Genomic DNA, 23,817 nt, shown 5'->3' with positions numbered 1-23,817 from the left:
AAAGGGGGGTTATCAGATATAATGGGGCTTCTTCGAGAGGAGCGGCTGCGTATAGAGCGGGCGGAAGGGCAGGCCGGCAGTAACAGATCTGATGGCAGCAATGAGTTCGTCAGGTGTCATTTGTTCTTTATACGGCTTCTTTGGCTCAGACTTCGCCCTGACTGTCACCGTCAGGAGACCGGAACTCTCCTCCTTGTCACCGATGACAACAACATACGGCACCCAGTCCATACCGGCATCCCGGATCTTTTTGCCAACGGACTCATCCCTGTCATCAAGATCAGCACGGATACCTGATTTTTTCAGGTCGGCATAGACCATGTCGGCATAATGCTGGTTCTTCTGGGAGACCGGGAGCACCCGTACCTGGGTCGGAGCAAGCCAGACCGGAAACGAGGGGACATCCATCCGTGCTGTCCCTTCAAGGATTGCACAGATGACCCGCTCAATGGATCCGGTTGGCGAACAGTGGAGGATCGGCGGGTGGACAACGGCCCCATCACGATCCGTATACGAGATGGCAAACCTCTCTGCACTCTCAACATCAATCTGGACTGTCGGGTTTTCAATGGGCCGATCCTGGCTGTCGATTGCTGCCAGGTCAATCTTTGCAATCCAGTAGTGGACGCGGTTTGAGATGATCTCAATGAGAAGGGGCCTGCCCGAGATCCGGGCAAGGTTTTGGACCCAGTCGGCATGATCCTCGTAGAAATCGCGTGTACAGCGGAAGACTCCTTCAAGGGGGGTTCCAAGATCCTCCCCGCTCTTCCATCCCATCATCAGCTGCTCTTCAAAGCAGGAGAGGGCATCTGCCATATCCTTTGTCAGGGTATGCATATCCGGCATGGTAAAGGTCCTGAGGCGCTTTAATCCGATCACCTCACCCTTCTGCTCATGCCGAAACGAGTACGTCGAGAGCTCGTACATCTTCATCGGGAGGTTGTTTGGCGATATATGCATATCATGCATAATTGAGAACATCCCAAAGCAGGCTGCAAACCTGAGCATCATATTCCGGTTATTTGATTTGAACCGGTACTGCCGCTCCCCGAACTTCCCGGCATGCTCATTGATGGCAGGATCACCCAGATCATACATCACCGGTGTTTCAACAGGGGATCCGCCATACTCAAGCACTGTATTCAGGCAGTAGTCTGCGAGGAGATCCCGGATCAGCTTGCCACGTGGCAGCCATCGCAGGTTACCAACATCTGATCGCACCTCGTAATCGACAAGCTCCTTTGCCCGCATCAGATCGACATGAACAGGTTCTCCCCCAACCGATACCGCAGAACCTGTCTCTTTTGCAATAAGCCGGCTGAAGTCCGAGTCATGCTGGTACTCCCCAATATCTTTCCTCTCTCCTTCCGGGGTGAGCACAAACCACTCGCGGGCAACCTCTTTCTTTGGCTGATCTGATCCGCCTGGGAGAATAGTTCGCGAGAGTTCCGAGAGGGGATGACCCTTGCAGGAGATCGTAAATGACTTATACCAGCCAAATGGCGCCCGTTTCACCTCGATTGACCCTTCAAGTGCCTTTTCAAGTGCCACAAGAGCATGTACTGCCTGTTGTGGAGAGGCGAGATCTGTTGAGAGGTGGGCATAGGGATAGATCATCACCCGGAACGCACCAACCTTTTCCGCAGTTCCGAGGATCTCGCCTGCTGCCTGTGAGACAACATCCCCGATATCCTCCTCGTCGACTGATTCTACTGCACAGAAGGCGGTGAGGGCATCTTCAAAGGAGTCCTGTGGCCGGATATCCTCTTCTGCCATCGCCGTCTTCTTCTGTGCCTTATACTCAATGTAATCCGAATGTATCAGAAGAAGCCGCATTGTAAACCTTCCCAAATCCGAGTACGTATGCGTATCGATATATTATATACCAATTCAATCCGGCCGCTTATTCCCTGCGTACCGGGAGAGGGTTGCCTGCCGCTGATCCATATATTTTGCATCAGGTTTTTTATCATAGGGTGTTGCCGCGCGTTCGGTTGTGTAAAAGACGAGCTGGCCAATCGGCATGCCTGCATAGACCCGGACCGGCCGGACATTCACGTTACACATCTCAAGCGTGATAGTTCCCCGAAAGCCAGCGTCAATCCAGCCGCCTGTCTGGTGAAGCTCAACCCCAAACCGTGCGATGCTGCTCTTCCCTTCAATGGATGCAACGATATTATCCGGAAGACCGATCACTTCCAGCGTCTCGGCTAATACAAACATCCCCGGCTGGATATCAAAGTGATCAGAAACCATCTCTTCAGTCTCCGATTCGATGCTCGTCCTGTCATAGGGGTCAATAACCGTGTCACCGGAGCGGTACCAGACAAAATGGTTTCCAAGCCGGATATCAAGGGAGTTTGGCTGAACCAGCGCCGGGTTATAGGGATCAATGAGAATATGCCCGCGATTCACCCGGTCGATGATCTGCCAGTCAACAAGGATCATTACTGTCAGGTGGCACCTGATCCGATTTATCGCTTCCTTCCGGATTGTCAAGATGCCATTCTGTCCGTCTCATGAGTCCATGCAGGGTACTTGCCTCACGTGCGGTGAGCTGCGTCCTGCCGAGTATCCGCCTGATCAACAGGAGCGTGGTTGCCCGCTTCTCCGGGGGGTGTGAGATCCTGTCCAGAAACGAGCTGATATGCCCAAAAAGGCAGTCCATCTCAAGCCGGGATGCCAGCAGGTACTCACCCCTTGGAAGGTTTGCCAGTTCATAGCAGACGATTCCAACCGCATGGGAGATATTGACTATCGGGTACTCCTCTGATGTCGGTATGGTGCAGATGATATCAGACTCCCGTATCTCCTCGTTATTCAGCCCCCAGTTCTCCCTCCCAAAGAGGATGGAGACGCGCCCGTCCACCGGCGCGATTATCTCACGGAGTTCTGCGGGAGAATAATACGGCATCCTCATCGGATTTGTCACTGATTTGCCCAGCGTACCGGTGGTGGCAATAGTCACTGCACTCCGTGCAAAGACTTCATCAAGGGAGAGGCGCTCTGCCCTGGCAAGCAGATCCCTGGCATGGGAGGAACGGGCAATCGCCTCGTCTCCAAGGTCGCAGGGGTTGACAAGAACCAGGTTGGAGAACCCAAAGTTCTTCATGACCCGCGCGGTAAACCCGACATTTCCTTCATAGAGAGGTTCAACGAGGACAATATCAACAGTCGGCATCCCTCACCTGACCGCCCGGACAGTCGCCTTCAATGCATCGATTCCTGCTTCATAGACGGCGTTGCCGACAACGATTGTATCTGCAAAAGCACTCATCTCAAGCGCACGCTCTGCGCTGTTGATTCCTCCACCGTAAAAGATTCGCGCATCAGAGACGGCCTCTGATACCGCCTTCACGACATTTGGATCCCCATAGGTGCCGGAATATTCGATATAGACAACAGGAAATCCAAAGTACCGGTCTGCAACAGTTGCATAGGCAGCAACCTCATCAGGTGCAAGCCCGCAGTCTGATCCCGTCACTTTTGCTACAGAGGATGCCGGGTTCAGGACGATATAAGCCTCAGGAACAACCCGGTTCCAGTCTATCTTGTATCTTTGAACCCAGGCTTTGTGCTGGCCGACGATCCACCGGGGATGCGAGGCATTCAAAACACTCGGCACAAAGACGAGATCCATCCCATCAAACCGTGCACCACCGGGATCTGCTGGTTCCACGACGATTGGAAGGGAGTAATCCCTGACACAGTCATAGAGTTCGGTCAGGTTTTCCGGGGTGACATTGAGTGTGCCCGAAAGCATCAGTGCGTCTGTTCCGCTCGTTGCCACCGTCTCGATGGCAGCTATATCCAGATGGCGATCCGGATCAAGCTTTGTGATATGAACCCAGTCTTTCCAGTTCATGCTCATGCCGCCTCCTTTTGCAATTTTGATACAACATCTCCCGACAGTCCGAAAAGATCACCCTCTGCGGCAAGAAGTGTTTTTTTATTATAAATGCCAGCATCCGCAAGTTTTCTCAGGGTGGAATCCCCGATACCGGGGATCTCTACAAGCTCTTTTTGTCCTTTTTCAAATGCGGCTTTACTGATCTTTTCCGGTGCGGGCTGCTGATAATAGTCGCAGACGAGTGAGACATGCTTTATCACAGTCTCGATGGTAACACCGGATGCAAGCGCAATTCCTGCCGGGTGTATCCGCATAAAGTCCTCTGGAGCAGAGATCCCGGCAGCCTGGTATTTTTTCAGGGAGACAGCAGGTATACCAATCTCACGGAGAATTCGTGTATCACTCTCCTTTTTTGCCGCCTGCAGCAGTGTTGCCGCTTCATCATCGCTTATACCTGCCTGTTTCAGGAGATTTGGGTCAGCGCCACCAAGCGCAGTGATATCCTCAACACCTGCCTCATAGAGTGTTTTGGCAACCTTTGCCGGACTTCTCCCTCTTCTTGGTGCGATATGGCTCCGGATGAACTTCTTCATCCCGGTTCTCCGCCTGAGCCGTTCAATGACCTCCTCTGCACCCCTCCGTAGCGATTCTGCTGCCGTTTCCGATATCCCCAGAATTCGGGCAAGCTCTTCTGCCTGCAGGTTTGTTATGTCCGTTATTGCATAGAGATGATTGGCATGAAGTTTTTTGATGCGGTCACCTGTACAGTCCGGAATCATAGCAAGAGCCTCCCTGTTTGATTCAATATGCGAACAGAGAGGGCAGCCGAGATCCCATGGCCGTGCCCCTTTTCTGACAAGCCTGATATGATGGAGATTATGTTCCGGGCAGAGATCTTTTGTCCTGACGGCACCACCCCACGTCCCGGGTGGCAGGCTGATGTTGAAGCTGCAGTCCGGATAGTGCATACACCCGATAAACTGGGAACTCCCCATCCTCCTGATACGAAGCTGATGGCCGCATGACGGGCATGGACCAATCATCGACTCCTCCACCGTCATCTCCATGATATCGCGGCCAATCAGCTCCTCGTTCTCCTCGAGCTGGTCGAAGACACGGTTCAGCATCTCTCGGGATTCTTCAATAACCTCTGTTTTTCCCTTCGTATTGACCTTGATCTGGTTCATATGGTCTTCAAGTGACCTGGTCATCCCGGGTTTTGTGATGGTATCTGCATACTCAGAGAGCGTATCGGTGACTGCACGTCCGACAAGTGTCGGACGAAGCGGGTTACCTTCGATGTACTTCCTGGCAATCAGTTTCTGGATCACCTCATGCCGGGTGCTCTTTGTACCGAGTCCAAGCTCCTCCATCTTCTGGATCAGGCGGCTCTGGGTGTAGCGTGCGGGCGGCTTTGTCTCCTTCTCATCCAGGTGAACAGCATTGATTGGGAGCACCATCCCTTCTGCGAGTTTTGGCAGCACCAGCTCTTTTGCATCAGAGTACGGGTATACTGATCTGTACCCGGGAACATGCAGCCGGCTGCCGGTTGTGGTATAGTGTTCACTGCCAGCTAGAAGATTGACTTTCTGGGTTTTCCATTTCGCATCAGGAGAGAGGGTTGCAAAATATCTCCTGACAATGAACTCATAGAGTTTCCATGCCCCCTCACCGATCTGATCAGGGCTCCCATAGCTTACAGGGTGTATGGGCGGGTGATCTGTTGTCTCTTTCTTGCCGCGGGTCGGGTTTTGCCGCATATTGGCAGTTACCCACCGTCCATCCTCTGCAAACACTCCCCGTGAGAGATCAGTGACGATCCCCCGGAGGTTCAGGCTCTTTGGGTAGACGGTGTTGTCAGTTCTCGGATAGGAGATGTACCCGTTCATATAGAGATCTTCTGCCACCCGCATCGCATTTGCAGCAGAATAACCAAGACGCCCGGCAGCAACAATCAGGGTTGTTGTATCAAGAGGGGATGGGGCGCGATCATTCTTCTCGCCTTCGATCACGTCGGTGACGGTAAGCGGGGGAACTGATGCCTGAACCGCAGCCTCGGCCTCTTTCTTCTCTTTGAACCTGCCATGCGTATGCCGTGCCTCAAAGGGGGAATCGTCCCGCTCTGTCAGAAGCCTGACCATCCAGTACGTCTCCGGAACAAAAGCCTCGATCTCCCGTTCGCGTTCGACGATCATCGCCAGCGTCGGGCTCTGGACACGGCCAACAGAGAGGATGTTCCCGCCACCCCGTTTTGCTGCAATCGAGATGAAACGGGTCAGTGATGCTCCCCAGACAAGATCAACAATCTGGCGGGTCTCTCCTGCTGCTGCAAGATGAAAGTCGAGAGGATTTGTTTCAGAAAAGGCCTTTTTTATCTCTTCTGCCGTGATAGCTGAGAACCGGGCACGATCGATTGCAACGTCCCTGTTGACGGCACGGACAAGTTCATAGGCTTCCTTGCCGATCAGTTCGCCTTCGGTGTCATAATCGGTTGCAATCGTGACAGATTCAGCTTTCCTTGCGATTTTCTGAAGGATTGCCACGATCTTCTTCTCTGTCGGCCGCTTGATGATGCCTGCGTCAATCAGGGTGCGGGGAGGGTGGGTTGTACTGCGCCAGTTGTCATATCCTGGTTCGAAATCAACCTCGACAACATGGCCGCGAAGGCCGATCACACGGGTATCTCCAAAAATATAGAGGTTGGCTGCCCCATCCTTTTTCGCCTGGACCTTCTCCTTTCCTGCGAGGATCTCAGCTATCCTCCGTGCTGCAATATTTTTCTCAGCTATTATCAGGTGCACAACAAACACGTCCCCGCTTCTATTCTTTCAGGAGATCCCCTATGATCCGTCCAATCTCTTTTGGATCAGCTCTTCCTCTCGTTGCTTTCATCACCTGGCCGACAAGGAAGTTGATCGCCCCGGGCTTTCCTGCACGGTGATCAGCGACAGCAGCCTCATGCTCTGCAAGAACCGAGGTGACAATCTCCACAATTGAATCTCCTTCTTCTTTTGCCAGGCCAAGCCGGGCGATGATCTCGTCTGCCATCTCAGGAGGAGTGCCGTCCATCACCTGGTTCAGCATCAGTCTCAGTACCTCAACAGCGGATTTGTCTGTGACAGAGGCTTTCTTCACCTCCATGAGAAGAGATCGAAACGCCTGTACCGGAACCTTTGAGATGGGCATATCACGGTAGTTCAGCTCTCCAAGCAGGATATCAGCAGTCCAGGGAGCTGCAATCTCCGGGATACCGGTGCAGACCTCCTCGAAAAAGTCTGCAAGCCTGAGATCGCCTGTCAGGGTGCGTGCATGGTTTTTCGAGAGGCCATAGTCCTTCATAAACCGATCCAGCCTGGCATCAGGGAGTTCGGGGAGGGTAATCTCATCTACCCACGAACTGACCCTGAGAAGCGCGAGATCCGGCTCAGGGAAGTACCGGTAGTCATGTTCAAACTCTTTTGAACGGGCTGATGTAGTGACCCCGCGGGCTTCCTGGTAATGCCGTGTCTCACGCACAATTGTCGCATTCCTCCGGATCATCCCCTTCTGCCGGGTAATCTCAAACATAAGAGCCTTTTCAACACCCTTGTAGCTGGTGATGTTCTTGACCTCAACCCGCTCATGACCTTTGATGGATATATTCGCATCAACCCTGAGTGAGCCTTCTTTTTCAGAATCAAAGGTTCCAAGATATTCAAGTGTTGCCCTGAGTTTGTTTAAAAATCTCCTCGCCTCTTTTGGGGATGAAAGCTCAGGTTCAGTCACAATCTCGATTAAGGGAACGCCGGAACGGTTGTAGTCGACGAGAGTGTAGCGGCCGCGATCACCGCTTCCCATATGGAGAAGGCGGCCGGGATCCTCTTCCATATGGATGCGGGTAAGCTGTATCCGCTTCTCGCCGCCATCTTCACCCTCAATATCGATGTAGCCGCCAACCGCAAGGGGCTTGTCATACTGGGTGATCTGGTAGGCTTTTGCCAGATCCGGGTAGAAGTAGTTCTTCCGGGCAAATTCCGAGACCTCCGGAACCTCGCAGTGGAGCGCCTTTGCAACACGAAGGGCATAGATGACAGCCTGCCTGTTTGTTATCGGGAGAGAACCCGGAAGGCCGAGACAGACCGGACAGACATGGGTGTTTGGTCCGTCTTCCCGGTAGTCTGTCGAACAACCGCAGAAAAGCTTGGTTTGTGTATTCAGCTGACAGTGGATCTCAAGGCCGATGATGACAGTCATGCTGATCCCTCCTCAAAGGCAAGTGCAGCCGCAAGGATTTCATCCTCTGCAAAGTGCCTTCCCATCAGCTGGAGGCCGACAGGCAGGCCGCCTGCTGTTCCGCAGGGAACCGAGACTGCCGGGATGCCTGCAAGGTTTGCAGGAACCGTCAGGATATCTGCCAGGTACATCGAGAGAGGGTCACAGGATTTTCCAAGCCGGAAGGCAACCGAGGGCATCGTCGGTCCCGCGATGATATCAACCTCTTCAAAGAGACGGTTAAAGTCTGAGCGAACCATAGAACGTGCCTTCTGGGCCTTTGCATAGTATTTGCCCTGGTATCCGGCAGAGAGGGAAAATGTCCCAAGCAGGATCCGGCGCCTGACCTCTTCAGAGAAATACTCCTTTCTGAGACGCGAGTAGGCATCATGCCAGGGGCGGAAGAATTCAGGTGCCGGCCCATACCTGACACCATCATATCTCCCGAGATTGGATGCAGCCTCTCCCATTGAGGTGACATAGTAGGCAGCAAGGGCATACCGCATGCTCGGCATGGTGCAGGAGACAACCTCTGCTCCAAGGTCTGCAAGCCGGTCTATTGCGGATCTGACGACATCAGCCACCTCAGGGTTTACGCCTTCGCCAAAGAACTCTGCAGGAACACCGATCCGCTTCCCCTGTATCTCTGCCTGCAGTGGGGCAGGGGGTGGGAGATCAAGGCTTGTTCCATCCTTTGGATCATAACCGGCAATGACAGAGTAGAGGAGTGCGCAATCCCCTACATTCCGGGCAAGAGGGCCGATCTGCTCAAACGAATTTGCATACGCGATCAGCCCGTGGCGGGATACACGGCCATAGGTCGGTTTCAGGCCAACGATCCCGCAGAAGGATGCAGGGCACCGGATGGAGCCGCCGGTATCTGTACCAAGCGCCATCCTGACAAGCCCTGATGCCACGGCTGCTGCCGATCCCCCGGATGATCCGCCGGGTGCACGTGTTGGATCAGCCGGGTTCTGTGTCGGACCATATGCGGAATTTTCCGTGGTGGTTCCCATACCAAACTCGTCCATATTGGTCTTGCCAACGATTGCAGCTCCAGCTGATCTGAGGAGGGTGATCACATGGGCGTCATAGGGTGGAATATAGCCTTCAAGTATCTTTGAAGCGCAGGTGGTGGGAATACCGGCAGTGGAGATATTATCCTTGATGCCTATTGGGATGCCGGAGAGCGGACCATCTCCGTATGCAACATCCATACACCTGGTGATGAATGCGTTGTGGGGATCAGGCTTTTCAAAGACAAACCGGCCACCCATTCAGATCACCCGCGGTGCCCGAATGAACCCATCTTCCGGATCAGTTGAGTTCAAAAGAGCGTCTTCCTGTGAGAGTGAGGGGAGAGGCACATCCTCGCGGAAGACATTGTGCCGGGTCTGAGTACTGTCCAAACCCTCCTCGATTGAGTCAAGAATATCAAAATATCCGATTATTTCATTGAACTGGCTGGTAAATAGCTCAAGTTCCGAGTCGTCAATGCCGATATCAGCGATAGCGGCAATGTGTTCCACTTCCTCTTTAGAGACCATCTTCTGCCCCACCTTCCTGCAAATGATTCATGTACCCTTGTACTGCCCTTTTAAAACCTCTTTCCTGTGCACGAGCCTGGATGGTCTTCCAGACACCGCTCCCATACTGCATCGCTTTCTTCTCATACCATGCGATATCCTCTGGCATATGAGCAGATGCAACCAGGCGGAGGGGATATTTTCTGACACCTGACTGTATCATATCATTCACAGGCAGATGGTCTGCGGCGCGCAGAACCCGGAGATCCAGGTAGGGCATGGAGAGCCAGACACCGCTGATGCCGGCAACTGCCTGATCCCGTGCAAGCTGGCGCGGGAGATCTGCCAGATCCCCTGCACGATCTGCTGCCAGATCCAGGCTCTGTAGATGCCTTGTGTATCCGCAGAAGAGTTCGTCGGCACCCTGACCGGAGAGTATCCGATCATAGCCCATCTCAGCGGCTGCACGGCAGAGGAAGAAGAGGGTTGCTGCTATCCCGGCGTCAACAGGGCTTCTGGAAGGAAGATGCGGGAGAATCCGGATCAGCACGTCCTCAACCTCTCCAGGATCGATCTCAATTGCGGTAAATTGACAGCCCAGACGCTCAGCTACGGCCCTGCCACGGAGAAGATCGTGCGATCCGGGCAGACCGGTACCGATGCAGGGACGACCTGCCAGGCGGGCGATGAGAGCCGAATCAACGCCCCCTGAGAGGGCGACGACACTGTGTACAGAGCTTCGCAGGCGGACTGCCGTCTGAATTGCATCGGCAAGCGGCATGAGCGGGGGGTTCGGATCTATCCTGCAGATCGGGCTGGCATCTTTCTCAAATATCCCCGGTGGAGCGTCTCCTGGAAATATCCCGAGATGATCGCGGAGCCGGTATCTGCCACAGGTGATGGCAAATTCCCCGCCAAACCTGCAGACGCGATCAGGTTCATGCAGGATTGCTCGCCTTATCTCGTCATCGGGAAGGAGAGAGCCGTCTTCCTCCACCCATCCATTGATCAGGCAGTCCTGAGCCATCCGTGAAACCTCAGAAAACATAGTACACACAACTCTCTCCATATAAGAAACGCATATGATACATCAGGCTACCCCCGGTAATCAGACTACCCACGGTAGATTGCAGCCTCGATCTCTTCACGGACTGCTGTCCTGATCAATCGCTCCATTGCTTTCTCATCAATGCCGTCTTTGGATCTGCTCCGTAACTCCCGGATGAGTGCGTCCATGATACGGACACCCTCGCTGACAGACGATCCATACGCATGTGCGAGATCATAGGCATCATCTGCAATCCTGACCACTCTGGACATGGGAATACTGATCTGCGTGAGAGATGATATATGTTACATATTGTAACATATTGTTTCGGGGCAGTGTAACATATTGTAACATATCCGGAATACGTTTGTTACACCCTGCAACAATGGAGCAGGGGGAGTTCCAGGATGAAACAACAGTCACCCGGGTTCCACAAATCACCTCATACTATAAGGTGAAAAAACCAATATTTACAGTACGGAGCCGGCATACGTAATGGAAGGAATGAGAGATACCTGTATTCGGCTGGAAGATGTCAGGCGAATATACCCGATGGAGGCAGGGGATGTCTATGCACTGGATGGTGTCACCCTTGATATCGGTGTTGGGGAGTTTGTTGCGATCATGGGTGCATCAGGATCGGGGAAGACAACCCTGTTGAACCAGATCGGCTGCCTTGACCAGCCGACAGAAGGCAACCTGTATATTGAAGGGAAGAACACCCGGGAACTCTCGGATATCGAGCTGACAGACCTCAGGCGGGATGCAATCGGCTTCATCTTCCAGAAGTTCAATTTAATCCCGCTATTAACTGCATTTGAAAATGTTGAGTACCCCCTGATCCTGAAAACGGGCGCCAGGGATACAAGCGGCAGGCCCGCCGAACTGCTCGGGCTGGTCGGGCTTGAAGGAGGGCATATCCACCATACGCCAAACCAGCTCTCCGGTGGCCAGCAGCAGCGTGTGGCAATCGCCCGCGCCCTTGCAAACGACCCAAGGATCCTCCTCTGTGATGAGCCGACAGGCAACCTGGACTCCAAAACCGGCCAGCAGATCATGGATCTCCTGACAGAACTCAACGGTCATGGAAAGACGATTGTGATGGTTACCCACTCAGATGAGATTGCAACCTATGCCGACCGCATAATCACGATCCGTGACGGGGTGATCCAGTGATACGCCCTGGCATAACATTTGACCTGGCGTTGAGGAATGTGAGACTTAACCTCTTCAGATCCATCCTTGCTGCCATTGGTATCATCATCGGCGTTGTTGCAATCACCTCGATGGGAATGCTTGGCGGCGCAATAGAACAGTCTGTCGGGGATGAGCTGATGGGCATGGGCAACCAGCTCATTATTACCCCGGCAGTACCCTCTACAGACGCTGAAAAGAGCGGGATAACAGAGAGGGATGTCCGGCAGATCGAGATGGCAGCCGGGAGAAACCCGGTTATTGCATTTTACCAGACCTATGACCAGATCAGGGTTGGTGATGATCGTGGATATGCCTCTGTCTATGGAGTCGATCCTCATGAGATCCAGCGGCTTACTGAGATAAAATCAGGCCGTTATGTCTCAGGAACCGAAGGTGTGATGGTCGGGGAGAGTTTTGCCCGCCGTTATGATCTTCGTGAAGGAAACTTCATCACAATCGGCACAGGTGGACGCGAACAGCGGGCAAGGGTTGTCGGCATCCTCGAGAACACCGGATTTGGTGCAGGTATTCAGACAGATAATGCCATTATCGCATCAGAACGATGGTATGAATCCCGATACGGTGGGCGGGGCAAGTATGACCAGGTGGTCATAACCATTGAGAATGTTGATGACATTGACGGTATAAAGGACGAGATTGAAAGACGGCTGAACCGGCGGGAGGATGTCGTGAATGTGATGGATTTCAGGGGGATCCTCGAATCCATACAGGAGGCTATCGGCCAGATATCGCTCTTTGTGATTGCAATAGGTGGCATATCGCTCCTTGTTGCCGCAGTCAGCATCCTGAATGTGATGCTTATCTCGGTGAATGAACGGATCAAGGAGATTGGTATTCTCCGGAGCATCGGGACACAAAAAGTGGACATCAGCAAGATGTTCCTCTATGAAGCAGCAATTCTCGGGCTGATCGGATCAGTCATCGGAGGAGTGCTCAGTTTCGTCGGTGGAGGGCTTTTGATCATGCTGATCATGCAGGATGTCAAGTATCTGATGACATTTCATACCCTCTTTACCGTCATCTACGGCATGTGTATCGGCGTCGTCATCTGTATTGCAGCCGGAGTCTACCCGGCTCACCGGGCAGCACAGTTAAATCCAATCGAAGCGCTTTCGAATGATTAGGTGAGGACACCCCCGGGAACAACCGGTTCCTCTCTATCACCCAAACACCAGACCACCATACACCTTTTTCTACCCCTGTCATCTATAGCATCCCATGCTCAGCAGACAGACAGAAGATCAGATACAGGAGGTGCTCGATCGTTTCTGTAATCTCTACTCACAGAAGGATCGTGAGGGAATCCTCGGAATCACTGCCATTGACATGATGGGATTTGGAACAGGTGCGGATGAGATTATCAGAAACCGGGAGGAGATGGAGAGACAGCTCAGCCGCGATTTTGAGGAGATTGACAGCCTCTCGGTCAGGATGGCAGACTGCACGATAAAAGCTGAAGGTACAATCGGGTGGGTGATGGGAGATATCATCTTCACAGCAGATGAAAACGAGTTCTGCTGGCGCTTCACAATGGTGCTCCGGGGCACCGGACACCGGTGGGAGATTGTGCAGATGCATATCTCGCGTCCGGCATCGGATCAGGTGGACGGAAGATCATTTCCAGCCTGATCTCAAGGATTGCAGAAAAAAAAGGGGGAGATTACGAGGTAAGGGGGGCAAGCTTTTTGATCACCCGCTCAACCTGCTGGACAGCTGTCCCGATATACCGTTCTGGCTGGAGTGCATCCTCGATCTCGGCTGGCGAGATGAGCGCGGTCACTTCAGGGATTTCTGAGAGGATATCCGCAAGAGGACGCGTCTCCATAAGTGCCTTCATGCTGGTTTCCCGGATTATTTCGTGTGCTGCCTGCCGATCCATCCCGCGCCGTGTCAGTTCGATCATCACCGACTCGGCAAGGTTGATCCCATGCTGGAGATCCAGGTTCTTTTTGACATTCTCTTCCTTTATGATCAGGCCATCAAGCGCCTGAGCCATCACCTTCAGGCAGTGATCGCAGAGGATGGTTGCTTCAGGAAAGATCACCCGTTCACACGAGGAGTTGGTCAGATCGCGCTCGTCCCAGAGGGTGTTGTTTAAGAGTGCCGGCTCAACTGCTGATCTGATCACCCGGGCAAGGCCGCCAACCTGCTCGCTTTTTATGGGGTTTCTCTTATGCGGCATGGTGCTTGATCCAACCTGCTTCTTCCCAAATGCCTCTTCAACCTCTGCAATCTCGGTCCGCTGGAGGCTGCGGATCTCAATTCCGATCTTGTCGAGAGTGGTTGCGATGTTTGCGAGCATAAAGAAATACTCAGCATACCGGTCCCTTGCGATGACCTGGTTTGAGACATCCACTGATCCGATCCCAAGATGGCGCATCATCGCAGCCTGCACTTCCATTCCATCATCACCAAATGCCGCCTGTGTACCGACCGCACCGGTCAGCTGGCCAACAACGACACGGGGCCGGATATCCCGGAGACGGAGAATGTGCCTGCCGATCTCGGAAGCCCAGATCGCAAACCTGAGCCCGTAGGTTGTCGGGACACCGATCTGGCCATGTGTCCGGCCTGCACAGACGAGCATCCGGGTTGCAGTACTCCGCTCGATAAGTATCCCAAGGAGAATTTTGAGCTTCTCTTCGATGCAGTCCAGAGCATCTTTTACCTGAAGTGCGGTTGCGGTATCAAGGATGTCATTGGAGGTTGCACCGTAATGCACCCAGCGGCCCGCTGGCCCGGAAACCTCGGCGAGCGCCTTCACAACTGCCATCATGTCATGGTTGATCTCAGCCTCAATCTCGTTTGCACGGCGAAGTGTTACCTTTGATGCACCAGCAGCAATTGCTTCTGCTGCATCAGAGGGGATCAGGCCAACTTCGGCTTCCGCTGCTGCCAGGGCTGCTTCTGAGCGGATTATTGCGTTAAACCGCGCCTCTTCGCTCCAGATCCGCCGCATCTCCTGGGTACCATACCGGAAGTCTATCGGGTGAATCGGCATGTATACAGATGGATCGTCTGCAGGAATAAACAGATCCATCAGAAGTATCCTGGCAAACAAAAGCTTTGAAAACAGAAGCTTTGAAAACAGAACCCGGGTACGTCACCACTTTATAATCCCCAAACCAAATCCTGTAGAAGACTTCTCCAGGAAGAGTTGACAATTCAGAAATCATTCCCCTGATTAAAGAGAGTTCCCGTGCATGACTTCAATTGACGACTGGTTTCCCTACAATCACTATCGCCCGCACCAGGAGCGGATGCTTGACGCTGCCGCAGAGACTGCTGTAGGAGGAGGTATCCTGATGATTGATGCCCCAACAGGCAGTGGAAAGTCCAGTGTTGTTTCCGCCCTCCTTGCAGGTGCAGGCGGAAAAACCATCCTGATTGCCGTCCGGACAATCAGCCAGCTGAACACCTTCATACGGGAGCTCGAGCTGATCCGGCAGAAGAAGCCGGGGCTGAAATTCACCTACCTGATCGGGAAACGGAGTATGTGTCCGCTTGGCGGGGTTGGGGATGTCTATCGGCAGTGTGAAGGAGTCAAGACGTTCACGACTGCCCTGATGCGGGAGCGGGCAGTCAAAGGATCGCTTGTTCCCGCCAAAGATCCCGAGATCATACGGCAGATAAAAAAGCAGGACCGTGACCACCCGCTCATCTGCCCGTATTTCGTAAACAGCAGGGTATACCTCGAAGGTGATGACGCACTCCGGCTTGTGCCATCCCAGGACATCCGGAAAAAAGCCGAGAAGGCTGCGATGAGTGTCATCAATCCCGACTACCTGCATGCGTTTGCAGGCACGCTCTGCCCCTATGATCTGATGATGACTGCTGCAAAACATGCTGATGTCGTCATCGTCAATTATCATCATCTCTTCAATGACGAGATCCGGGAGCAGCTGCTGGTGACGCTGAATGTCGAGCCGCAGGATATCATTCTCCTGGTTGATGAAGGCCATAATGTCGGTGACGTGGTGCAGGGTATCCAGAGCGTCGAATTCAGGGAGCGGGATATCCAGCAGGCATCCAATGAACTCGCATCCCTGAAGACAAAAGTGAAAGGTGCAGAAGCCGTCCGGCACGTCCTCCCCAGGATAGGAGACTTCATGGAGGGGCTCCGGCAATCCACTGAGACAGAAGACTGGTTTGACCCTGCAATCTTTGACCGTATACTGACGAAAGGATCACTCTACCCTTCGATGGCTGCAATTGTTGAGGATGTCATTGCAATCAGTGATCTTGTCCGGGAGAAGAGTCTCCAGACAGGGGAATATAAAGAGACATCCATTGAGCGCCTCTGTGAATTCCTCTACCGGATTCATTGCTCTTCAACAGATCCGGCGTACCTGACCGTGTATAAAAAAGACGAGGATTCGGTCATCCTGGAAGTCCGGAATATTGATCCGGCAGGAAAGCTGCAGGCCATTGCTGCATCCCACCATGCCTGTATCTTCATATCCGGCACCCTCTCCCCGATAGAGAGTTTCAAACGGTATTATTTTGAACATATGCCGGTTTGTACCCTCTCAATCCCAAACGCATTTCCAAAAGAAAACCGTCTTCTGCTTGTGGCTGAAGACATTACGACAGCCTTCCGGATGCGGCAGGACAAAGGGAATATCGAACGGACAGTATTGGCAATTGAAGCATTCGCTGAAGCAAAAGGAAACCTTGCCGTCTATTTCCCCTCATACCAGATCATGAGCGATTACGCATCAAAGTGCAGAATCAAAAAGAAAAAAGTCTTTGTGGAATCCCGGGATGCACGTGAAGCCAATGAACTCCTCGCAGAGTTTCTTTCGCTCCCCGGGAAGAGGCGATCAGGCATCCTCTTTGCGGTAAGTGGTGGGAAATGGAGTGAAGGCCTTGACTATCGCGGAGAGCTGCTTGCCGGGGCCATGGTGGTTGGCCTGCCGCTTGCCCCGTATACTCGTGTCCGCGGGATGAGCATCCAGTATTTCAAACGCAAATTCAACAGGGAGGGTGAGTTCATCGCATACACCCTCCCGGCAATCAATAAAGCAGCCCAGGCTCTTGGAAGGGTACTCAGGACACCTGAGGACCGCGGTGTGCTGCTACTCGGGGATAGCAGGTTTCTTGAGCCCGAGGTGAAGGGCGGCCTCCCTCCCTGGATGCAGGAAGAGATGACGACGGTTCGGACAGACACGCTGCCAGGGGTGATTGCCAGGTGGCGGTGAGCGAGGGGACCGGGCGGTTTGGCCTCTGGCCGGTATCAGCAGTCTGGGATGGCAGCTGCTGCCTGCGTATCTGGTTTGGAAAAAGTGATGCAGATTCTCCGCTTCACCCTGAACTGACCGAATACCTTGCTGGAAAGAGACAGAGCTTCTCTCTCTTCCGATCACCAGCAGAGGAAGGGGACTCGGTTTCTGCCCGCATCTACCGTGTTGTCGCTGCAATACCCTATGGAGAGACGCAAACCTATGCGGAGGTGGCAGCTGCAGCAGGCACGCATCCACGGGCCGTTGGTGCCGCACTCAGGAGAAACCCAACCCCCATCATAATCCCCTGCCACCGGGTTGTCGGAAAGCATGGTATCGGTGGATTTACACCGGATATACGGATCAAAGAAGATCTACTCAAACTTGAATCAGCAGCCGTGAAACAAAAGACAGTCATTAACAGAAGAAACAAATTATAATACGTGACGATACATGCCGGGGGAGAGAACAGCACTAATTCTGGTCGGCGGTGAGGCAAGGCGATCCGGGGGTATGGAGAAGTATTTCTTCGAGTACAAAGGAGAGACCTTCATCTCTCATATGATCGGGACACTCGCTCATGTCACTGACGAGATCATCATCGTTGCCAGGGACGAAGAACAATGCCGGAAGTTCCAGGATATGGCGGGCATCAAAACCGCAAGCGATTCAGTCCGTGGGATCGGGCCTCTTGGCGGGATTATCGCCGGGATTGAAGAGGCAGAGGGAGATCTCATCTTTATCACCGCCTGTGATATGCCCTGTATACGTTCAGATGTTGTTGAACATCTCTTCTCTGCAATTGGCGATTATGATGCCGCAGTGCCATACTGGAGTGATGATATGTATGAACCACTTCATGCAGTCTACAGGAAAGAAAGCCTGCGAGAGTACATACAGACGCACACCTCCTACTCTCTCCGTTCAATGATCAGGTCAATCAACCAGCTCTTCATCCCGATCCAGGATATCAGGAAGCTGGATCCGGATCTCCGGTCTTTTACCAATATTAATGAGCTCACTGACCTTGACGCAATAAATGGAAATGAGTGATTTTTTAGATCTTTTGTTTCTGCCCGCCTGCATCACGGGCATACTCGCCAAACTCTGAGGAGGAGATCTGATCACCGCTGAAGACCGGGCCATCCCTGCAGACCCGCAACCCATCGGGATCAAGTGAGCATGACCCGCAGACACCCACACCGCATTTCATATAGCGGTGGAGAGAGAACTGCCCCCTCTGCTCCATGTTACGAAGAGCAAGGCGATCGAGGATACTTTTCATCATCAGCTCGGGCCCGCAGACACAGATGGTGTCAAATGAGGCAATATCGATCTCCGAGTCAAGTACGCCTGTGACAAAGCCATGGTAGCCTGCGGTTCCATCATCTGTTGCAATATGCAGATCTGTCTGGTCAGCGAGGATATCAGCTGCAATGAGTTCGTCCCTTGTTCGTGCACCAAGGATGAAGGTGGCAACTGATCCCTCTTTAGCAAGCGGCAGGAGCGGGGCAACACCAACCCCGCCAGCAACAGCAAGTACGCGCCCAACCGGAGAGAAGCCATTCCCAAACGGCCCCCGGATACCAATGTTGTCGCCGGGGGTGAGTGAGGTGAGTGCTCTGGTTGCCGTGCCAACCTCCTGAACGGTTATCTGGTCTGCTCCTGAGAAGCCCATCGGGACCTCATCAATTCCCGGCACCCAGACCATGCAGAACTGGCCGGGTAGACTGTCAAATGCATGGTCAAACCTGATGGTGGCAACCGCCGGCGTTTCCCGGATCATCTCACGGATTGTTACAACCCGCGGCATGCCGTCATTCATGGGCACACCCCACGATCTCGGCCGCAGAACAGCCATGATCTGAATAGAGTTTTGAAGCTATCTGGTCAAAGACCCCGATATCATCATAGACTGCAGATCCGATCTGCACCGCAGACGCTCCGGCCATCATCATCTCAATGACATCGGCAGCAGATGATATCCCACCGCACCCGATGATCGGAACTGAACAGGCTTCATAGAGATCATAGACACAGCGGAGCGCAATCGGAAAGATCATGGGCCCTGAGAGCCCTCCAAACCGGTTTCCAAGTACCGGGCGGCGGAGTTTGGTTGAGATCCGCATCGCCCGGACAGTATTGATGGCAACAAGCGCAGTCGCACCTCCGGCTTCTGCAGCCTCTCCGATCACAGCTATGTCAGTGACATTGGGGGTGAGTTTTACCCATGTCGGGAGGCCAAAGGCCGCCACCTCTTCGGTGCAGGCACGCACCATCCGGGGATCAGATCCGATCGCCGCACCATATCCTTCTGCATGGGGGCAGGAGAGGTTCAGCTCATATCCTGCTGCAATATCTGCAAACCAGGAGGCAACTGTCTGGAATTCATCAGGTGTGCCGCCGAAGATGCTGACGATGACCGGCTCTTCTGCCAGGTGTGCCAGTTCAGAGGCAAACTCTTGTGACGGGTTTGGGAGACCCATGGCATTCAGGAGCCCGCCATCCAGCGGAATGAGGCAGGGGCCCGGGTGGCCGGCAGCAGGCACCGGGCCTATCGACTTGGTGACTGCTCCCCCCGCGCCACCCCTGAGCATCCGGCGAATCGATGCACCAGTCGTTCCAAGGACACCTGCTGCCAGGATAAGGTGATTATTGAGCGTGATGCCGCCCACATTGACAGGATCGTTCTGCAGCGTGATCATCCAGAGGGAATTGGTGCTGTTTAATAATGAGCATACCCCAAGTACCTGTAGTATGACGAGCCTCGCAGTACTTGGTGTTGGTCGTGTCGGCGGGGAATGTGCGTTTGCAGCAGCTGCCCTTGGGATTATTGATGAGCTGATCCTGACAGATACCTATGAGCCACTCCTTCGCGCCCAGGTTCTCGATCTTCGCCATACGCCACTTGGGATACCAATATCAACAGAGACGGGCGCAATAAGGGATGCGGACATCTGTATTTTTGCTGCCGGCTCGCCGCGGAATCCGTCGATTAAGACACGTGCGGATCTCTTTGATGCCAACCTTCCGGTTGCCGAAGCCTGCAGAAAGCACCTTGACGGCTTCTCTGGAAAACTGATTGTGGTATCGAACCCAATGGACATCTTCTGCTACTACTTCTCGCGTGTACTTGATCTTCCACGCAGAGATTGTATCGGGTTTGGCGGCCAGCTCGACTCGCGCCGGTTTGAAGTGGCGCTGCAAAAGCGCGGGATAGAAGGTGAGGCATATGTACTTGGCGAGCATGGCGAGCACCAGGTACCGATCTTCTCCAGGCTTCGCGAGCCTGTTGCTGATCAGTTGCGTGAAGAGATCCTCGCCGGACTTCGGGGTTCCAGCATGGAGATCATTGCTGGCAAGGGGGGGACGGCGTTTGGCCCGGCACTCCATATAGTCGATCTGATCCGGATGCTGAGTGGTACAAAGAAAGAGACGATCACCTGCTCTCTCTCTTTAGACGGTGAGTATGGCTATGAAGGGTGTGCAATGGGAGTTCCTGCCACCATCTCACAAAAGGGAGCAGAGATAGATGATGACTGGAGACTTGATGCGTGGGAGCGAAAACACCTCGATGCTGCCGCAAGCCATCTCCAGGCACTCTGCCGGAGGCTGGATGTCTGAATACGAGATTGCCGTTATCCAGGTAGAATACAGCAATACCGCGGGCGGGCCGCTGATACATATCTTTGGCAGGGATAAAAGCGGATCAGCGGTGACAGTCGTGGTGACCGGATTTTTGCCCTATTTCTATGTACCTGTAGAAGAAGCACACTCCGGAAACAATCCCGATTCCATAGAAGTCTCAGATACCAGAGCACGGACAATCAAGGGCCAGGAGGTTGTCCGCCTCTATACACAGCGTCCGGGTGATGTCAGGGAGATACGTGAACGCTACCACCACTTTGAAGCAGACATCCCCTTTGCCACCCGGTTCATGATCGACTGCGATGTAACCGGCGGGGTAATTGTTCCGGATACAACCGTTGATTACAGGGACGTGAAACCGGCCGTTGTTGATGCCCCCGCACGGGTCTGTTTCCTTGATATCGAATGTGATGATAGTGACGGGTTTCCAGAACCCGGGAAGCAGCCGATCTTCTGCATCACCTGCTATGACTCCTTTGACTGCAGGTATACCACCTTCCTCCTCACGTCTGTGGATAGAGAGACAGATCACGAGACGGAGATGAAGAACGGAGGGTATGCAAACGGCTGCTTCTCGGAGAAGATGCATACCATCTGTGCCTATCCGGATGAGAAATCCTTGCTCGAGGCATTTATCAGGTATATCAGGGATACAAACCCGGATATTATCAGCGGATGGAATGTCCTGGAGTTTGATATTCCCTATATTGTCCAGAGGATCAATACACTCGGGCTCAATGCAGTTGATCTCTCACGACTCCCCGGCCAGACCGAACGAAACGCCATCCGGGGCAGAGTGATCTTTGATCTTCTTGAGGCATACAGGAAGGTGCAGACATCACAGAAGGAATCCTACAGGCTTGATGCCATCGCAGAAGAGGAGCTTGGTGAAGGGAAGGTCAGGTATACCGGAACGGTGTATTCACTCTATAAACACGATCCTGTCAGGCTGATCGAGTATAACTACAAGGATGTTGAGCTCTGTGTCGGGATAGATGCGAAAAACAGCATCATCAGGTTCTACCAGGAGATTGCCAGGTATGTCGGCTGCCCGCTTGACAGGACACTCAATTCATCAAACGTCATTGATATCTATATCCTGAGAAAAGCAGCCGGATCATTTGTCCTTCCTTCCAAGGGCCATGCTTCTGCCGATGAGTTTGAGGGAGCAACAGTTTTTGAAGCGGCAACCGGGGTCAGGGAGAACGTCGTAGTGCTGGATTTAAAATCACTCTACCCGATGGCGATGATGACCCTGAACGCATCCCCCGAGACAAAGGATCCGGATGGTGAGATCAAGGCACCAAACGGCATCAGGTTCAAAAAAGCGCCTGACGGCCTGACAAGGAGTATTATCAGCGAGCTTCTGGAGGAGCGAGATGAGAAGAAACGGATCAGAAATACCTACCCCTATGGATCAGATGAGTACCTCCTCTATGATCTCCAGCAGAACGTGCTGAAAGTGATCATGAACACCTATTATGGAGTCTCCGGGTATGCCCGTTTCAGGCTGTACGACCGCGAGATCGGATCTGCAGTCACCTCGGTTGGACGGGCAATCATCCAGCATACCCGGGATATAATCGATCAGTTGGGGTATACTGTCCTGTATGGAGATACCGACTCCTGTTTTGTCCAGCTCCCCCCGGGTGATCTGGAGACGGTTATTCCAATTGCCCATAGTATCGAGGAAGAGCTGAATGCAAGCTTTGATACCTTTGCCCGGCAGGTGCTGAATGCTGATACACACTTCTTCTCAATCAAGTTCGAGAAGGTCTACCAGCGATTTTTCCAGGCAGGGAAGAAGAAGCGGTATGCAGGCCACCTCATCTGGAAAGAGGGATCCCTTGTGGATCAGACCGATATTGTCGGTTTCGAGATGCGGAGATCCGATTCTCCACATATCACAAAGATCGTCCAGAGAACAGTTATCGAGATGATCCTGAAAGGTGAGGGGTTTGATGCTGTCAGGGAATATCTTGGCGAGGTGATCAGGCATTACCGGCAGGGGCGGTGTTCACTGGACGATGCCGGGATTCCGGGAGGAATTGGCAAGCATCTTGATGATTATGATACAAAAGATGCCCATATCCGGGGAGCAATCTATGCCAACACCTATTTACGGGCCGATTTTAAGAAAGGAAGCAAACCCAAGCGGGTCTATGTAAAATATGTCGCCAGCACCTATCCAAACACCGATGTGCTCTGTTTTGAATATGCAGACCAGGTACCGCCGGAGTTCATCATTGACTGGGAGAAGATGCTTGAAAAGACGGTGAAAGGGCCGATATCACGGATCATTGAGGGGCTTGGATGGGACTGGTCGGACATCGACCCCGAGAAGACGACGCTCTCAATGTTTGGGATCTCATAATCTTCTCCGTCTGAGTGACCGGTACCCGAGATACCCGATTGCAGTAATGATAATGAGCAGGAGAATGAGTCCTGTCCCAACTGCAATGTTACTGATGAGCAGCAGCCTCAGGGCATCTGATCCAAGCGCCATCACAGACGAGCCGATGAGAGAGCCTGTGGCAACCACCAGGAAGACCCGCCAGGGAGGATGGCCGAGGAATCGCCCGATCATGGATCCCATCAGGGCACCTGCACCATGCACCGGAAGCGTGACATAGAGCAGAAGGGCGGCAAGCGTGAACCGCTCCATCCATGGGTTCTCACCGATCAGCTCCTCGACTCTGAAAACCAGCTTCTGCATGGACGAACCGATTTTAGGAAGTGCAAAGAGATGCTGGAAATTCCATGCCATAAAGAGTGCGCCGAGGAGATCCAGCAGGAAGATTGTGAACCCGGCATACCACCAGGGAAAACCGATACCAACCATGACGGGGATTGCCCATCTTCCAATCGGTGAGACGATATAGGTTGCAATCACCGTGAGAAGGCTTGCAGTGAGGAGTGGGGGGAGAAATAGCGCAGATATGCCGATGTAGAGAAAGAGGATGAGAAACGGCACGATCACGCCAATGATAGGGTACTCTGTCCTGTCAGGTAATTCCACAAAAAAGGATTAGAACGCCTGAACAATTAAAGCTG

22 protein-coding genes are annotated in these 23,817 nt (G+C 53.1%); 8 read left to right on the top strand and 14 right to left on the bottom strand.

Features of this window, described 5'->3' with window-relative positions; genetic code table 11:
- Positions 1–12: 12 nt before the first annotated feature.
- The 10 genes from ABCO64_RS04310 to ABCO64_RS04265 form a co-directional block, all read right to left on the bottom strand.
- A complete protein-coding gene (locus tag ABCO64_RS04310; RefSeq protein ID WP_253457090.1) occupies positions 13–1,836 on the bottom strand; it encodes a threonine--tRNA ligase in 1,824 nt (607 codons plus the stop codon).
- A gap of 54 nt (positions 1,837–1,890) precedes the next feature.
- Complete coding sequence (gene dcd, locus ABCO64_RS04305; RefSeq protein WP_253457092.1) at positions 1,891–2,448, bottom strand: dCTP deaminase; 558 nt, start codon at positions 2,446–2,448, stop codon at positions 1,891–1,893.
- On the bottom strand, positions 2,435–3,181 hold the full coding sequence (locus tag ABCO64_RS04300) for an RNA methyltransferase (RefSeq protein WP_253457095.1): 747 nt from the start codon (positions 3,179–3,181) through the stop codon (positions 2,435–2,437). The genes dcd and ABCO64_RS04300 overlap by 14 nt, the downstream gene beginning before the upstream one ends.
- 3 nt (positions 3,182–3,184) lie before the next feature.
- Positions 3,185–3,871, bottom strand: coding sequence for a phosphoglycerol geranylgeranyltransferase (locus ABCO64_RS04295; RefSeq protein WP_253457098.1), 687 nt, complete (start codon positions 3,869–3,871; stop codon positions 3,185–3,187).
- Complete coding sequence (locus ABCO64_RS04290; RefSeq protein ID WP_292615785.1) at positions 3,868–6,651, bottom strand: DNA topoisomerase I; 2,784 nt, start codon at positions 6,649–6,651, stop codon at positions 3,868–3,870. The genes ABCO64_RS04295 and ABCO64_RS04290 overlap by 4 nt, the downstream gene beginning before the upstream one ends.
- A 19-nt stretch (positions 6,652–6,670) precedes the next feature.
- Positions 6,671–8,083 carry an Asp-tRNA(Asn)/Glu-tRNA(Gln) amidotransferase subunit GatB gene (gatB, locus tag ABCO64_RS04285; protein ID WP_253457103.1) on the bottom strand — a complete coding sequence of 471 codons (1,413 nt, stop codon included), beginning with the start codon at positions 8,081–8,083 and terminating at the stop codon, positions 6,671–6,673.
- Positions 8,080–9,378, bottom strand: coding sequence for an Asp-tRNA(Asn)/Glu-tRNA(Gln) amidotransferase subunit GatA (gene gatA, locus ABCO64_RS04280; RefSeq protein ID WP_253457106.1), 1,299 nt, complete (start codon positions 9,376–9,378; stop codon positions 8,080–8,082). Before gatA ends, gatB begins: the two co-directional genes overlap by 4 nt.
- On the bottom strand, positions 9,379–9,648 hold the full coding sequence (gene gatC, locus ABCO64_RS04275) for an Asp-tRNA(Asn)/Glu-tRNA(Gln) amidotransferase subunit GatC (RefSeq protein ID WP_253457109.1): 270 nt from the start codon (positions 9,646–9,648) through the stop codon (positions 9,379–9,381).
- Positions 9,638–10,675 carry an asparagine synthase C-terminal domain-containing protein gene (locus ABCO64_RS04270; protein WP_253457112.1) on the bottom strand — a complete coding sequence of 346 codons (1,038 nt, stop codon included), beginning with the start codon at positions 10,673–10,675 and terminating at the stop codon, positions 9,638–9,640. Before ABCO64_RS04270 ends, gatC begins: the two co-directional genes overlap by 11 nt.
- Before the next feature lie 65 nt (positions 10,676–10,740).
- Positions 10,741–10,947 (bottom strand): hypothetical protein, encoded by a 207-nt coding sequence (locus ABCO64_RS04265; protein ID WP_253457114.1) that lies wholly within the window; start codon positions 10,945–10,947, stop codon positions 10,741–10,743.
- 232 nt (positions 10,948–11,179) lie between these two features.
- Between ABCO64_RS04265 and ABCO64_RS04260 the strand changes: the two genes are divergently transcribed.
- The 3 genes from ABCO64_RS04260 (at position 11,180) to ABCO64_RS04250 (ending at position 13,522) form a co-directional block, all read left to right on the top strand.
- Positions 11,180–11,851 (top strand): ABC transporter ATP-binding protein, encoded by a 672-nt coding sequence (locus ABCO64_RS04260; protein ID WP_371922850.1) that lies wholly within the window; start codon positions 11,180–11,182, stop codon positions 11,849–11,851.
- The gene (locus ABCO64_RS04255; protein ID WP_253457120.1) at positions 11,848–13,017 is read left to right on the top strand and encodes an ABC transporter permease; all 1,170 of its coding nucleotides are present in this window, start codon (positions 11,848–11,850) and stop codon (positions 13,015–13,017) included. The genes ABCO64_RS04260 and ABCO64_RS04255 overlap by 4 nt, the downstream gene beginning before the upstream one ends.
- Positions 13,018–13,111: 94 nt before the next feature.
- On the top strand, positions 13,112–13,522 hold the full coding sequence (locus ABCO64_RS04250) for a nuclear transport factor 2 family protein (protein ID WP_253457123.1): 411 nt from the start codon (positions 13,112–13,114) through the stop codon (positions 13,520–13,522).
- 31 nt (positions 13,523–13,553) lie between these two features.
- Here ABCO64_RS04250 and purB read toward each other — a convergent pair whose 3' ends face one another.
- A complete protein-coding gene (gene purB, locus ABCO64_RS04245; RefSeq protein WP_253457369.1) occupies positions 13,554–14,894 on the bottom strand; it encodes an adenylosuccinate lyase in 1,341 nt (446 codons plus the stop codon).
- 202 nt (positions 14,895–15,096) lie between these two features.
- Between purB and ABCO64_RS04240 the strand changes: the two genes are divergently transcribed.
- From ABCO64_RS04240 to mobA, 3 genes are read left to right on the top strand one after another with little or no spacing between them, the layout of a single operon-like run.
- Positions 15,097–17,094: an ATP-dependent DNA helicase gene (locus ABCO64_RS04240; RefSeq protein ID WP_253457126.1), complete on the top strand. Its 1,998-nt coding sequence runs from the start codon at positions 15,097–15,099 to the stop codon at positions 17,092–17,094.
- Positions 17,091–17,555, top strand: coding sequence for a methylated-DNA--[protein]-cysteine S-methyltransferase (locus ABCO64_RS04235; protein WP_292615776.1), 465 nt, complete (start codon positions 17,091–17,093; stop codon positions 17,553–17,555). Before ABCO64_RS04240 ends, ABCO64_RS04235 begins: the two co-directional genes overlap by 4 nt.
- A 13-nt stretch (positions 17,556–17,568) precedes the next feature.
- The gene (gene mobA / locus ABCO64_RS04230) at positions 17,569–18,168 is read left to right on the top strand and encodes a molybdenum cofactor guanylyltransferase (RefSeq protein WP_253457132.1); all 600 of its coding nucleotides are present in this window, start codon (positions 17,569–17,571) and stop codon (positions 18,166–18,168) included.
- Positions 18,169–18,172: 4 nt separating this feature from the next.
- Here the strand turns inward: mobA and ABCO64_RS04225 are convergent, their stop codons facing one another.
- Together ABCO64_RS04225 and ABCO64_RS04220 are read right to left on the bottom strand one after the other, a co-directional pair.
- Positions 18,173–18,940 carry a dihydroorotate dehydrogenase electron transfer subunit gene (locus tag ABCO64_RS04225; protein WP_253457135.1) on the bottom strand — a complete coding sequence of 256 codons (768 nt, stop codon included), beginning with the start codon at positions 18,938–18,940 and terminating at the stop codon, positions 18,173–18,175.
- Positions 18,933–19,820 carry a dihydroorotate dehydrogenase gene (locus ABCO64_RS04220; protein ID WP_253457138.1) on the bottom strand — a complete coding sequence of 296 codons (888 nt, stop codon included), beginning with the start codon at positions 19,818–19,820 and terminating at the stop codon, positions 18,933–18,935. The genes ABCO64_RS04225 and ABCO64_RS04220 overlap by 8 nt, the downstream gene beginning before the upstream one ends.
- Positions 19,821–19,872: 52 nt before the next feature.
- On the opposite strand from ABCO64_RS04220, the gene ABCO64_RS04215 reads away from it, so the two are divergent.
- Positions 19,873–20,739: a malate dehydrogenase gene (locus ABCO64_RS04215; RefSeq protein ID WP_253457140.1), complete on the top strand. Its 867-nt coding sequence runs from the start codon at positions 19,873–19,875 to the stop codon at positions 20,737–20,739.
- Positions 20,732–23,137 carry a DNA-directed DNA polymerase gene (locus ABCO64_RS04210; protein ID WP_253457143.1) on the top strand — a complete coding sequence of 802 codons (2,406 nt, stop codon included), beginning with the start codon at positions 20,732–20,734 and terminating at the stop codon, positions 23,135–23,137. The genes ABCO64_RS04215 and ABCO64_RS04210 overlap by 8 nt, the downstream gene beginning before the upstream one ends.
- Here the strand turns inward: ABCO64_RS04210 and ABCO64_RS04205 are convergent.
- Complete coding sequence (locus tag ABCO64_RS04205) at positions 23,132–23,782, bottom strand: small multi-drug export protein (protein ID WP_253457146.1); 651 nt, start codon at positions 23,780–23,782, stop codon at positions 23,132–23,134. The genes ABCO64_RS04210 and ABCO64_RS04205 overlap by 6 nt on opposite strands.
- Between the last annotated feature and the right edge of the window lie 35 nt (positions 23,783–23,817).

This window comes from Methanocalculus natronophilus, assembly GCF_038751955.1.
Taxonomy (GTDB): Archaea; Halobacteriota; Methanomicrobia; order Methanomicrobiales; family Methanocorpusculaceae; genus Methanocalculus; species Methanocalculus natronophilus.
The sequence above is the reverse complement of the archived record's forward strand: the minus strand, read 5'-3'. Positions and strand labels throughout refer to the sequence as shown.

Coding starts and splice junctions, on each gene's coding strand:
- ABCO64_RS04240 (WP_253457126.1), top strand. CDS start 15,097: ATGACTTCAATTGACGACTGGTTTCCCTACAATCACTATCGCCCGCAC.
- gatC (WP_253457109.1), bottom strand. CDS start 9,648: ATGGTCTCTAAAGAGGAAGTGGAACACATTGCCGCTATCGCTGATATC.
- ABCO64_RS04260 (WP_371922850.1), top strand. CDS start 11,180: ATGAGAGATACCTGTATTCGGCTGGAAGATGTCAGGCGAATATACCCG.
- ABCO64_RS04210 (WP_253457143.1), top strand. CDS start 20,732: ATGTCTGAATACGAGATTGCCGTTATCCAGGTAGAATACAGCAATACC.
- gatB (WP_253457103.1), bottom strand. CDS start 8,083: ATGACTGTCATCATCGGCCTTGAGATCCACTGTCAGCTGAATACACAA.
- ABCO64_RS04250 (WP_253457123.1), top strand. CDS start 13,112: ATGCTCAGCAGACAGACAGAAGATCAGATACAGGAGGTGCTCGATCGT.
- ABCO64_RS04265 (WP_253457114.1), bottom strand. CDS start 10,947: ATGTCCAGAGTGGTCAGGATTGCAGATGATGCCTATGATCTCGCACAT.
- purB (WP_253457369.1), bottom strand. CDS start 14,894: ATGCCGATTCACCCGATAGACTTCCGGTATGGTACCCAGGAGATGCGG.
- dcd (WP_253457092.1), bottom strand. CDS start 2,448: ATGATCCTTGTTGACTGGCAGATCATCGACCGGGTGAATCGCGGGCAT.
- gatA (WP_253457106.1), bottom strand. CDS start 9,378: ATGGGTGGCCGGTTTGTCTTTGAAAAGCCTGATCCCCACAACGCATTC.
- ABCO64_RS04310 (WP_253457090.1), bottom strand. CDS start 1,836: ATGCGGCTTCTTCTGATACATTCGGATTACATTGAGTATAAGGCACAG.
- mobA (WP_253457132.1), top strand. CDS start 17,569: ATGCCGGGGGAGAGAACAGCACTAATTCTGGTCGGCGGTGAGGCAAGG.
- ABCO64_RS04295 (WP_253457098.1), bottom strand. CDS start 3,871: ATGAGCATGAACTGGAAAGACTGGGTTCATATCACAAAGCTTGATCCG.
- ABCO64_RS04270 (WP_253457112.1), bottom strand. CDS start 10,675: ATGTTTTCTGAGGTTTCACGGATGGCTCAGGACTGCCTGATCAATGGA.
- ABCO64_RS04225 (WP_253457135.1), bottom strand. CDS start 18,940: ATGAATGACGGCATGCCGCGGGTTGTAACAATCCGTGAGATGATCCGG.
- ABCO64_RS04215 (WP_253457140.1), top strand. CDS start 19,873: ATGACGAGCCTCGCAGTACTTGGTGTTGGTCGTGTCGGCGGGGAATGT.
- ABCO64_RS04300 (WP_253457095.1), bottom strand. CDS start 3,181: ATGCCGACTGTTGATATTGTCCTCGTTGAACCTCTCTATGAAGGAAAT.
- ABCO64_RS04220 (WP_253457138.1), bottom strand. CDS start 19,820: ATGATCACGCTGCAGAACGATCCTGTCAATGTGGGCGGCATCACGCTC.